Consider the following 12263-nt stretch of genomic DNA (forward strand, 5'->3'; position numbering starts at 1 on the left):
TAGGGCATACCGGAACCTTTGGGCTCGACCCAATAAACGCTTGGGGAGAGAATACCTCTACTTTTTCAGAAGCAATTCTGTCTAAGCAAGTAATCTCTGTGAACCAAGAATCCCCGTCTCTTTAGAGCGGGGAGTGTCAAATCGGTAAACGCTGAATATCTCGGTTAGAACCAATCACCACCATTGCTAAATCCTTGTGTAATCTTTCTTGGGGATTGGGGTTAATCTTGAATTTTTCCGCATTACCGACAGCGACAATATTTAACCCATAACGATTACGAATTTCTAACTCTGCTAGGGTTTTACCGTGAAAAGCTTCCGGGACTTTTAACTCAACAATACTATGTTCGGGATCGAGATCAAATCGTTCTAAAATTGATGGTCTAGTTAAACGGTGCGCTAACTCACAACCGGCATCGTATTCGGGAAAAACTACTAAATCTGCACCAACTTTTTTTAGTAATTTTCCATGGATTTCTGTGGAGGCTTTAGCGGCGACAAAATTAACCCCTGCTTCCTTACAATTGAGAGTAGTAATGATACTTTCTTCAACGTATTTACCAATAGCGACAATCACCGTATCAGTTTCAAAAATTCCCGCTTCTCGCAGGGCGTTAGGTTTGGTAGAATCAAGCTCGATCGCATTATCTACTATTCGATCAGATAACGCTTGTGCTACTAATCCTTCGTCAATATCTGTCGCTACCACTTGATAACCTTGTTTGCGTAAGGTTTCACAGACGGCGCGCCCAAATCTGCCTAATCCGATGACGGCAAATTGACGATTTTGGGGACGCATACTACTAAAAAATTTAATTGATTGCATAATTTTAAGTTAAACTGTTACGCATTTAAAATGCTAGTGTCAATGAGTGAGGAGACAGGAGAAACTGGTAACTGATAACTGATATTAATTATCCCACTAAAAGGTTTTCTTCGGGGTAATTAATCACTGTTGGTTTCGGATCGCCGATAATAGCCGCTATTAAAAGTATAACTCCTACCCGTCCCAGATACATCATAAAAACAATAATTAACTTAGAAATCGGCGATAAAGCTGCGGTTATACCCATAGATAAGCCGACAGTTCCAAAGGCAGAAACTACCTCAAAAAACAGTTGAATCATTTTAAAATCTGTCTCCACAAATGAGATAGCTAGGGTGGAGATAATAATCGCTATAACCGAACCAAAAACCACCGCCATTGACTTTAAAATTAACGGCATAGGAATTCGTCTTTGATAGAGAGTCACTTCTTCATGGCCTCTTAAAACCGAGCGAGTACAGTTATATAAAATCCTAAAAGTTGTGGTTTTAATACCTCCCCCTGTACCGCTAGGACTGGCTCCTATAAACATGAGAGCGATGGTAATTGATAAACCTTCTACGGAAATTTTCCCGATATCAATGGTATTAAATCCTGCTGTTCTCGATGTTACCGATTGGAACCAAGCAGCCAGCAATTTATCTTTAATTGATAAATTAGCCAAAGTGTCACCATTTCCCTGTTCAGTAAATAAAAAAGCCAATGTTCCCATCACTAATAAAAATATAGTTGTACTGATAGCAACTTTATAGTTAAGAGAAAAAACAAAGCCTTTTCTTTTATATCGAAAGCGGTGAATAGACCAAGTATAAAACTCGATAATTACTTGATAACCGATACCTCCAAAAATGATCAATCCTGTGATAGCTAAGTTAATAATAATTGAGGATTGATAGGACATCAAGTTATCTTTAAACAAGCCAAAACCAGCATTATTCCAAGCACTAATACTATGGAATAAAGATAACCACACCGCATATCTAAAATCATACTTTTGGGCGAAGACAGTTAACATAATCAAAGTTGCTGTTAACTCAAAAACTAGAGTAGTAGCAATCACTGATTTCATTAAACTTTGACTACCTTGTAGGAAAGGTCTATCAAAGGATTCTTGAATTGCTAACTTCTGTCTCAGGTCAAATTTTCGCCCAATTAATAACATTAAAAAAGTGGTAGTGGTCATATATCCCAGTCCACCCACTTGCACTAATAAAGCAATAAATAATTGACCCCAAAAAGAAAAATAAGTACCCGTATCTACTACTGCTAAACCGGTTACACAGACGGCAGAAGTGGAGGTAAAGAGGGCAACAATTGGGTCATTCCAAGTGCCGCTAGTGGTAGAAACAGGCAACATCAACAGGGAAGTTCCCGCTAAAATTACCGCAATAAATCCCAAGCAAATTGTCCGGGCAATCGTCATATAAATTCCTTAGTGAAAGTAGCTAAGAGAAGATTGTTTTTTGGCTAACACTTCTTGATAAACTAACTGTAAGTGATCGATATTTTTGCTGAGACTGTAAGAGTCTAAAACTCTTTGACGGGCTTTTTGTCCTAAAATTGTTGTTAATTCAGGATGCTCTCGTAATACGGGCAAGAGAGTTTTTAATTGGGTAATTAGTCCTTTAGTATCTAGAACTATTCCCGCACCTTTTAACACTTCCCCATCGGCCCCCACATCCGTAGCCATACAAGCAACACCGCAGGCCATCGCTTCCAAGAGGGAAATCGATAAACCTTCCACTAATGAGGGCAAAATAAAGCAGTCAACCCCGCGCAAAATTTCAATTCGTTTATTTTCATCGCCGATAAAACCTAACCAGATAATACCATCTTCTTCTCCATAAAAAGGTTTAAGGGAAGGAGTTAACGGACCATCGCCAACAATGAGCAGTTTGCATCTATCACCTAAATTGGTTTTTTTCCAAGCTTTCAATAAAGATTCTACATTTTTCTCCGGCATGATCCGACCGAGATAAACAAATAAACAATCGGCATTATATTGAGCTTTAATATTCGATGGTCCTGGACAATACTTATTAACATCAACCCCATTGGGAATAATTGCTAATTTTTCTTCGGGAACCCCCAATTTAACTAAAAAATCCCGTTGAGAAGTGGAAAAAATAATTACTTTATCGTAATTAGCTAAAAAAGGGGCGTGTAGTTGGTAGGTTAATAATTGGGTACTAGAAATCAGATTGCGAATTTTACTATCAAAAGCCGGGTGAAAAGTCGCCACCAGAGGCAAATCTAAAGACTCACAAATTTCTGGTAGCAGAAAATCGAGGGGAGACAGGGGTAAGGACGCATGAACTAGATCGGGTTTCAGTTCCCTGAGTTTATCCTGTAGAACGCGACTCGATTTCAGGGTGGGAATAGTATAGACTTGGGAACTATAGAGACGTGGCAGGGTGATTTCGTCGTAAAAGTCAGGCCAATCGCCTACGGTGGGTTTTTCGGAAGAAAAATGCAGAAAACTGACTTGATAATCTCGATCGAGCAGAGAATTAGTCACTTCTCGCCCATAGGTAACGTTACCGCAAAAAGGAGATTTTTTTCCTAACCAGGCAATGTGCATTCAGATTCTCTTAAGAAAAAGTTAATTTAGCCAAGTATTAGCTTACTAAATTAACCGTAAAATTAAAAGCTAATAGAGTACCTAAGCAAAATTAATTACCCATCTAAGTCCTCAGCTAAAAATTGCCTTTTGCAAGAGTGCCTATCTCATAGTTAAAATTCTCGGCTTTTTACTCATTAGTCGAGGACTTGCGACGACGACAGCGTTCTGAACAGTATTTGACCTCATGCCAACAATTTTGCCACTTTTTGCGCCAAGTAAACGATAAACCGCAAACGGGACAAATTTTACTGGGAAGATCGGACTTCGAGGGCTGACGTGCCATGATTAAAATTAAAAAGTCAAAAACTGCGCCTTATCTATGAGTGTAGATGAAAATAATCAGAGTTCCCCGCTCGATCGCCTGAGAATTATTTTGGTTGAACCGGCCGGAGCCTTAAATGTGGGTTCCACTGCCAGAATTATGCGGAATATGGGCTTAAGTCGCTTAATTATCGTCAATGCTGCCTGTGATATCCTTGCAGAAGAAGCGCGACGCATGGCAGTACACGGGATTGAAGTCCTAGAAAACTGTTCACAGGTAGCCACCCTTGCGGAAGCTTTGCAGGGTTGTCATCGCATCATTGCCACCACCTCGAAACCCCGTCACCTGAATACTCCCCTCGAAACACCCCAGACTGCCTTACCCTGGTTACTCACCCCTAACCTGGAATCGGCCTTAATTTTCGGGCCAGAAGACCGGGGTTTAAGTAACAGCGAACTGAACCACGCCCAGCGTTTTGTCGGTATTCCCGCTAATCCTCAATATTCCTCCCTCAATCTCGCCCAAGCGGTGGCGGTTTGCTCCTACGAACTGTACCAAATGGCCACGGAAAATAGGCTCGAACCCCCGTTAGAAACGCCCCCTAATGCCACTTTTGAGGCTCTAGAAGGCTATTATCAGCACTTGGAGAGCTTTTTGCTCAAAATTGGCTATCTTTACCCCCACACCGCCACCGCTAGGATGGAGAAATTCCGGCAATTTTATCATCGGGCCCGGCCCACGGTGGAGGAATTAGCCCTGCTGCGGGGCATTATCGGTCATATTGAAAGTATCGGGCAACTTTTTCTCGGTCTTGATAGTCTCAAGGGCAAGAAAAAAAATTCTCCTAGCGATCGATAATAAATCTGGATACCCTTGAGGAAAACCGTGACTCGTCAAGTAACTCGTCGTCCTACTAAAGTCCAATCTGGCCTTAAGTCCCCTAGGTCCATGGACTCAAACAACAAAAAAAAGTCTTTACCGGTTAAAAAGGCAAAAAAACAGCGTAAAACTAACCTAATCTCCTCTTTTCTCCTTCAGGTTCTTCGCTTCTCTATCCTTGGTGTCGGTTTAGGTGCGATCGCTGGTACGGTTTTAACCGTGGTGGATCCGAGCAAATTACCTCTACACCCAAAACCCACCGCTACTAATTCCCCGACTCCTAAACCCGTCACCCCAAAACCGACCACGTTAGTTTTAAACGAAAATCTCAGCAGCCTCAACCAGAAATTACAGGCTTTAGCGGTCAAATATCCGAAATTACAGGCGGGAGCTTTATTTATTGACCTCGATAACGGTGCTTACGCTAATTTTCGCGGAGATACTATTTTTGCTGCCGCTAGTACGATTAAAATCCCGATTCTGGTCGCCTTTTTCGAGGATGTGGATGCGGGAAAAATTCGTCTCGATGAAACCCTTGTGGCCACTAAGGATGTCCTGGCCAGTGGGTCCGGGGATATGCAGTATCTAGGAGTGAATAAAACCTATACTGCCCTAGAAACCGCCACTAAAATGAACGTAATTAGCGATAATACCGCTACTAATATGTTAATTAAGCGCATGGGCGGCAAAGAGGCTCTTAATCAGCGTTTTCAAGCTTGGGGTTTGACCAGTACGGTAATTAATAACGCTTTACCAGACTTGGAAGGAACCAATACCACAAGTCCGAGAGATTTGGTGACAATCTTAGGAAAAGTTAATCAAGGGGAATTACTCAGTTTACGTTCCCGCGATCGTCTATTGAATATTATGCAGGAAACGCGCACTCGCACCCTCCTACCGCAAGGTATCGAGAAATCCGCCGATATTGCCCATAAAACCGGTGATATTGGCTCGATGTTAGCGGATGCGGGGATTATTGATATGCCCAACGGGAAACGCTATCTAGGAGCAGTGATGGTGAAACGTCCCCACAATGATAGCAACGCTAGGACTCTGATTCAACAAATATCGCGCACGGCCTACCAACACTTTAAATGGTATCAAACTCAACCCGCAGCCAAACCGCAACCGGTCGCCCAGTCTTCTCCCTCTCCTAGTCCGGTCGTTATTCCTGGTCCGGGTAATTAGCCCCTAGGTTAAATTATTGGCTAAAAGACGGGCCAATTGTTCGGCATTTGCCCGGGGGGAAAGACGAGGAAGGATTTTTTCCCCCTTGGCCAGTTTTTGACAGAGGACGGGGATTTCGTACTGATAAGCGTTAAACCAATCCTCTCGACTGGTAATGTCCCTAATTTCTAACTGCCACTCCGGTTGACGGATTTTTTCTAGTTTCTCTAGCAACCCTTCGCAAAGATGACAGTCCGGTTTACTGTATAAAATTAGTTCTATGGTAGTCATAAATATTTATGTTCATTACCTCCACGATTAGTCTCTCATCAACAATTCTACAAACTCCCACACCCACACCGACTTTAAATAATAATTTAGTTAATTCGGGTACTCAAGATCTAGTCTATATCGGTGTGTTTCTTCTGGCAATTACCCTAGTCATGGTTATTGGTATTATCAATAAAAAAATTGAATACGCTCTCATTTTTGCCGCCACTCTCACTGTTATTTTAATTGCTTTCTTCTGGTTTTTATAAGTCCTTCAACGAAGGAAATTGAGGTCATGGTATTCTGACTTCTCCAACCGACTCCTAACCCCACCAACAAACTTTTTCAGCACACCCTATATACAAGCAAAACGATCGGACTTATAATATAATTGTATTGATTGTGCCTTGTTGCTAGAATCACCCCAAATTGACTCAATGGGTTTATAAACGATGACAACCCTAGATATTGCTACCGATATTGTCTGTCCTCCCACCGATTTATGGAGTGATGAACCACCCGTGGAAAGTGATCTGCATTTACAACAAATTATTTTATTATTATCTTGTCTTGATTGGCTCTGGCAAGATAGAAACGATTACTATGCCTCGGGCAATTTGACCATATATTATAACGAAAGGCAACTGAAACAGCGAGATTTTTGTGGACCAGATTTTTTCTTGGTTTTAGATACGGAAAAACGTCCTAGAAAAAGTTGGGTTGTCTGGGGAGAAGGGGGTAAATATCCCAATGTAATCATCGAAATTCTCTCCGATTCCACCGCTAATGTGGACAGAAAAGCCAAAAAGGAACTATATCAGCATACTTTCCGGACTCCTGAATATTTTTGGTTTGATCCCAATACTTTAGAATGGCAAGGATTCACTTTAATCGAGGGACAATACCAACCGATTACCCCCAATGAAAACGGTTATTTATGGAGTAAGCAACTAGGATTATATTTAGGAATTTTTGCCAATAAATTGCGCTATTTCACCGAATCGGGTGAATTGGTTCCCACCCCTCAAGAGTCGGCCCGACAGGAAAGATTAGCCAAAGAACAGGAAAGATTAGCCAAAGAACAGGAAAGATTAGCCAAAGAAAGAGAACAACAACGGGCGGAAAAATTAGCCCAAAAGCTGCGAGAATTGGGCATTAATCCCGATGAAATTGCTTAAATATCCGGTTGGGGGTGTTAGGGCAGCCCAACTCACCCCGGCAGTCCAGCCATAAATACTTATGATTTCTCAGGGAATTATAACAATTATTAAATAATGTGTAGTTTTGTATACCGATGCCAAGAACTTAGCTACAATATCAAGTGGCGTAAGATATATAGAGATTAGCTTGTGAGTCGGCATCAAGACAGTCAAACTGACCGGAAACGAGAAGAAACACAGTTCACTCCTTACAGTGCAGACGCGATCGCTCAACAATACCGTTACAAACCTTGGCAATTGTTCGGTCGCGCTTTCGTGATTATTTGGTCTTTAGGATTATTTCTCCTCAGTCTCCTCTGGGACAAATGGACAAAGCAAGAAGAAGCCAATAAATACCGGCGTGCCAGCGAACTTAGGCAAATTCTCACCTGTTTAGGTCCCACCTTCATCAAAGTCGGTCAAGCTCTCTCTACCCGTCCCGACCTCGTTCGCAGAGACTTTTTAGACGAATTAGTTAAACTGCAAGACCAACTTCCCCCCTTCGATAACGACATTGCTTTTGCCATTATCGAGACAGAATTGGGAATGTCCGTAGAAAAAGCCTATCGAGAAATATCCCCCACCCCGGTAGCTGCCGCTAGTTTAGGACAGGTTTACAAAGCTATTCTACCCACCGGCGAAGAAGTAGCCGTTAAAGTGCAAAGACCCGGGCTGCGGGCGCTTTTAAGCCTCGATTTATACCTAATGCGCTGGGCTGCCCAAAAATTCGGTCGTTTATTACCCCTCAATCTCGGCCACGACCTCACCCTGATTGTGGATGAATTCGGCACCAAACTCTTTGAGGAAATCGACTATCAAAACGAAGGTCGCAACGCTGAAAAATTCGCCACCAACTTCCAAAATAACCCCGAAGTTAAAGTTCCCAGTATCTACTGGCGTTATAGTGGTCGCCGCGTCCTCACCCTGGAATGGATTGATGGCTATAAACTCACCGATACCGAGAACATCAAAGCTTTAGGATTGGACCCCAATAATATCGTTAAAATCGGCGTAACCTCCGGATTACAGCAACTCCTCGAACACGGCTTTTTCCACGCTGACCCCCACCCGGGTAATCTTTTCGCCACCTTTGATGGTCGCATGGCCTATATCGATTTTGGCATGATGGACCAGTTAGAGGAGGAAACTAAAGAAACCCTCGCCAGTTGCGTCGTCGATTTAATTAACAAAGACTACGAAAACCTGGCCAGCAACTTTGTCAAGCTGGGATTTTTAACCCCAGAAACGGATATAAAACCAATTATTCCGGCTCTAGAACGGGTTTTAGGCAATGCCATCGGTCAAAGGGTCGGTGACTTCAATTTCCGCACCATTACCGATGATTTCTCCGAATTGATGTACGAGTATCCCTTCCGGATTCCCGCCAAATTCGCCCTGATTATTCGTTCCCTCGTCACCCAAGAAGGGGCAGCCCTCACCCTCGATCCTAACTTCAAAATCGTCCAAGTGGCCTATCCCTACGTCGCTAAACGTCTCCTGACCGGGGAATCGCCGCAACTGCGCCGGCGTTTACTGGATGTCCTGTTCAAAGACGGTAAATTCCAGTGGCAACGCCTAGAAAACATGATTACAATGGCTCGCTCGGAAAGTAACTTCGATTTACTGCCCACCGCGCAATTAGGCATCACTTTTCTTCTCTCGGAAGAAGGTCGTTATCTGCGTCGTCAATTGCTATTAGCTTTAACGGAAGATGACCGTCTCCATACCGCCGAAGTACAACGTCTCTGGGGTTTAATCCAAGGAGAATTGCAACCGCGGCGACTCTTGGATGTGGCCATGAGCGCTTTTCGGGAATTATCGTCCCAAGGTGTGGCCGCTGTCCTTCCGCGAGAAACCAGTTCGCGTTAAAGTGTTTAAGGTCATCATCGGTTAATCACTTTTTCTATGGATTATTATTTTCTGCCCCAACCGCCCTATTTTCTGGTTGTTGCCGGTTTATTTATCGGTATTACCTGCGGGGCTGCTTTTGAAGCTAGTCTCAAGCAAGTGGTTAACAATTGGTATAAAAATAAGGGCTCGGACGATCAAAATCTTTTAAAATCCAGTTCCTTACAAATTCCTTTTATCGGTATTTGTATCGGAATCTGTCTTTTCCTCGCCTCGGGATTAGATATATTTATTCTCAATGGTTGGGTTGCCTACGCTATCTCTCTCCCCATGACTATCTTTATCGGTGGTTTGGTTTGGAGTCAGTTAGGGGAATTATTAGGCCAATTACAGCGCGGCGGTTCTAAAGAAATTGACCTCGATTATCGGGGATAATTAGTAGACAGCCAACATTTAGGACTAAGAGAATAGGTGTTAGCAGATAGGAAAGATCAACTACCCCACAACTAACACCAAACCCTTATTTATACCCAATTTACCAGCTATTTTGGCCCGCGATTTTAGATGCAAAAACCTTTAGCATGGCATTGGCGATCTCTTCCTCTACATCAGCGCACTGGTTCTGAGGTTTTTGCCTGTTTATTCTCCCAAGATGCGATCGCTACTTTACTAGAAAGTCCCTATCCGGGTAATTCCCTCTCCCGTTACTCTCTTTGTGCTGGTTCCCCGCGTCAGTTTTGGACCCCCGCACTAGGGGAAATTTTGCCCTTTTTAAGCAGTTTACTCCCCCAAACCCGATCCGATGTTCTTCCCGATCATCTTCCCTTCCATGGCGGTTGGTTGGGGTGGTTAGGCTACGATTTAGCTTGGGAAATAGAAAAATTACCCAGCACGAAAGCTGATAATCTCCCTTTTCCCGTCGCTTATTGGTACGAACCGGACAGTTTTGCTATTCTCGATCACCAAGCACAAATTCTCTGGTTAGCTGCCACTAAACCCGAAGATTTAGATAAATACGAACAATCTTTAACCAATCACCCCGATTTTGAGTTGATCGATCCTCATCCCTCTCCCTTAATCTTTTATACTTCTCAACTCGACTACGAAAAAGCTGTTAAAAAAGCCTTAGATTATATCAGAAAAGGCGATATTTTTCAAGCAAATTTATCCCTAAGATTTCAAAGCACAACTAAGGCAAAAGGATGGCAAATTTATCGCAGTTTACAACAGATTAACCCTTCTCCTTTTGCCAGTTATTGGCGCACCCCTTGGGGCGAAATGATTAGTTGTTCTCCCGAAAGATTGGTGAAATTAGCAAGAGGAATAGCCAGCACTAGACCAATCGCAGGAACCCGTCCCCGGGGTAAAACTGAGGCACTCGATCGACAATTGGCCGAGGAACTATTAACTAATAAAAAAGAACGCGCCGAGCATATTATGCTAGTGGATCTAGAACGTAATGATCTGGGTAGAGTTTGTGAATGGGGATCGGTTGATGTTGATGAATTACTGACGATCGAGCGTTATAGTCACGTTATGCACTTGGTCAGTAATGTTCAAGGAAAATTAGATAAAAAGTATCATGCTATTGATTTAATTAAAGCTCTTTTCCCGGGGGGAACAATTACCGGTTGTCCGAAAGTTCGTTGTCTAGAAATTATCGAAGAATTGGAGCCGGTGCGACGTAATTTATTCTATGGTTCCTGTGGCTATATTGACCTACGGGGTCATTTAGATTTGAATATTCTCATCCGTACCCTATTAATGACTGCTCAAGGGAATTTAAACACCGTTTGGGGACAAGTGGGAGCGGGAATAGTTGCCGATAGCGATCCCGAAAAAGAATGGTTAGAATCCCTTCATAAAGCTGAGGCACAATTAATCGCTTTACGTTCTTTTTAATTTTTGATTTCAACAAACTAACCTATTGTTGCATCTAAAACCGCTCTTTTTACTTTTTACCTTATCTGCTATTTTGTAGGATAGCTTCCGATCTTGAACCCTATTCATGAATCAAATTTCTATCGCAGTTACTTTTTTTCTTAGTTTAGTCTTGACCTCCCTTCCCTTTTTACTTTTCGGGGCAGCCGTTTCCAGTTTTTTGCTGGTTTTCGTCAATAAACAGCGATTAGCGGCGATATTTCCCCGTAATCGACTGTTAGGAGCGATCGTTGGCAGTGCCATCGGATTAATCCTACCGGTCGGACAATACGGCACGATTCCCGTCGCTAGAAGATTCTTATTAGAGGGAGTACCCCCAGGGGTGGTGTTTAGCTTTCTCACCGCTGCACCTACCCTAAATATCGTCACTCTTTGGCTAACTTGGCAGACTTTCACCTATTCTAGTATTTTCTTCTATCGATCGCTTTCGGTCTGGTTAATGGCAATTGTTATCGGTACTCTCTTTAGTTTCTATCGGGAAAAACCCCGCACCGATAGCGAAATTCCCCTAGAATCAAGTTTAGTTCTTTCCGGTAGTTTTTTACCGGAGGAAGCAGCCGGTCAACCCCTACAAAGAGTCGGCAATCTTGTTTATGAGTATAAAACTAGAGATAGGCAAGCTTGGCCAATTTCTCTGCAGCTATTTCTCGATAACTTTATCGATGAAGCACTGGAATTAGGGGGATTATTAATTATTGGCTGTGCGATCGCTAGTGTCTTTCAGCTATTATTACCTCAGAGTCAATTAATTGCCTGGGGGAATACTCCCGTTACTCAAATTCTCGTGCAGTTGTTTTTTGGTTTCACCCTCGCTGTTAATGCCAGTCTTAGCACTTTTGTCCCCGGTTCTTTAATTACTAATCTCTCTGTGGGTTCCACTCTCGCTTTTTTACTGGTCGCTTCCCTCATTGATATTAAAGCTTTTATCCTCCTCCTATCAGCTTTCCGTCCTAAAATCGTCCTTTATTTCGGAATTTTATGCCTGTTAATGACTTTTTTAGTGGCTCTGATCCTCAGTTTTTATCTAGGTTGAATTCCTTCCGGGTCAGAAAAATTTTCTCTTGACAAAAGCCCCTTGACATGATACTATATATATAATGGAAAATCCGTGCGCCTACAGACCCTATTTTCCCATGGTCTTAACTATGATTGATGTGATTATGTGATTGACTATGATTCGTTCATTCAATCAATCTTCATCTCTAATCCACTAGGGTTAGGCATTTACTTTTCAGAAACTCTCAACTA

Annotated in this window: 13 protein-coding genes; 8 read left to right on the forward strand and 5 right to left on the reverse strand. The window is 42.6% G+C overall.

All coding sequences use genetic code 11. The annotated features are described in order from the left end of the window. Positions 1–136: 136 nt before the first annotated feature. The 4 genes from IM322_RS18890 to IM322_RS18905 form a co-directional block, all read right to left on the reverse strand. On the reverse strand, positions 137–826 hold the full coding sequence (locus IM322_RS18890; protein WP_061432893.1) for a potassium channel family protein: 690 nt from the start codon (positions 824–826) through the stop codon (positions 137–139). 88 nt (positions 827–914) lie between these two features. Beyond that, a complete protein-coding gene (locus IM322_RS18895; protein WP_287672020.1) occupies positions 915–2249 on the reverse strand; it encodes a TrkH family potassium uptake protein in 1335 nt (444 codons plus the stop codon). 9 nt (positions 2250–2258) lie between these two features. Further along, positions 2259–3407 (reverse strand): glycosyltransferase family 4 protein, encoded by a 1149-nt coding sequence (locus IM322_RS18900; protein WP_287672021.1) that lies wholly within the window; start codon positions 3405–3407, stop codon positions 2259–2261. 169 nt (positions 3408–3576) lie between these two features. Next, positions 3577–3732 (reverse strand): DUF2256 domain-containing protein, encoded by a 156-nt coding sequence (locus IM322_RS18905; RefSeq protein ID WP_158198517.1) that lies wholly within the window; start codon positions 3730–3732, stop codon positions 3577–3579. A 36-nt stretch (positions 3733–3768) separates the two neighbouring features. On the opposite strand from IM322_RS18905, the gene IM322_RS18910 reads away from it, so the two are divergent. Together IM322_RS18910 and IM322_RS18915 are read left to right on the forward strand one after the other, a co-directional pair. Beyond that, a complete protein-coding gene (locus tag IM322_RS18910) occupies positions 3769–4569 on the forward strand; it encodes an RNA methyltransferase (RefSeq protein ID WP_287672022.1) in 801 nt (266 codons plus the stop codon). Between the two features lie 27 nt (positions 4570–4596). Beyond that, positions 4597–5778 (forward strand): serine hydrolase, encoded by a 1182-nt coding sequence (locus tag IM322_RS18915; RefSeq protein ID WP_287672023.1) that lies wholly within the window; start codon positions 4597–4599, stop codon positions 5776–5778. Between the two features lie 3 nt (positions 5779–5781). Here IM322_RS18915 and IM322_RS18920 read toward each other — a convergent pair whose 3' ends face one another. After that, on the reverse strand, positions 5782–6048 hold the full coding sequence (locus IM322_RS18920; protein ID WP_286825700.1) for a glutaredoxin family protein: 267 nt from the start codon (positions 6046–6048) through the stop codon (positions 5782–5784). An 8-nt stretch (positions 6049–6056) separates the two neighbouring features. On the opposite strand from IM322_RS18920, the gene IM322_RS18925 reads away from it, so the two are divergent. The 6 genes from IM322_RS18925 to IM322_RS18950 all read left to right on the forward strand — a co-directional run bounded on the left by IM322_RS18925 (position 6057) and on the right by IM322_RS18950 (position 12048). Beyond that, complete coding sequence (locus IM322_RS18925) at positions 6057–6296, forward strand: hypothetical protein (protein WP_287672024.1); 240 nt, start codon at positions 6057–6059, stop codon at positions 6294–6296. A 183-nt stretch (positions 6297–6479) separates the two neighbouring features. Then, positions 6480–7205 (forward strand): Uma2 family endonuclease, encoded by a 726-nt coding sequence (locus tag IM322_RS18930; RefSeq protein WP_287672025.1) that lies wholly within the window; start codon positions 6480–6482, stop codon positions 7203–7205. Between the two features lie 171 nt (positions 7206–7376). After that, complete coding sequence (locus tag IM322_RS18935) at positions 7377–9095, forward strand: ABC1 kinase family protein (protein ID WP_287672027.1); 1719 nt, start codon at positions 7377–7379, stop codon at positions 9093–9095. A gap of 36 nt (positions 9096–9131) precedes the next feature. Next, positions 9132–9509, forward strand: coding sequence for a hypothetical protein (locus IM322_RS18940; RefSeq protein ID WP_045360581.1), 378 nt, complete (start codon positions 9132–9134; stop codon positions 9507–9509). 129 nt (positions 9510–9638) lie between these two features. Continuing rightward, entirely contained in the window at positions 9639–10976 is a 1338-nt protein-coding gene (locus tag IM322_RS18945) for an anthranilate synthase component I (RefSeq protein ID WP_286825761.1), read from the forward strand. A gap of 106 nt (positions 10977–11082) precedes the next feature. Next, positions 11083–12048: a permease gene (locus IM322_RS18950; protein ID WP_287672029.1), complete on the forward strand. Its 966-nt coding sequence runs from the start codon at positions 11083–11085 to the stop codon at positions 12046–12048. Positions 12049–12263 lie beyond the last annotated feature (215 nt).

Source organism: Microcystis sp. M109S1, assembly GCF_020247025.1.
In the GTDB taxonomy this organism is placed as follows: Bacteria; Cyanobacteriota; Cyanobacteriia; order Cyanobacteriales; family Microcystaceae; genus Microcystis.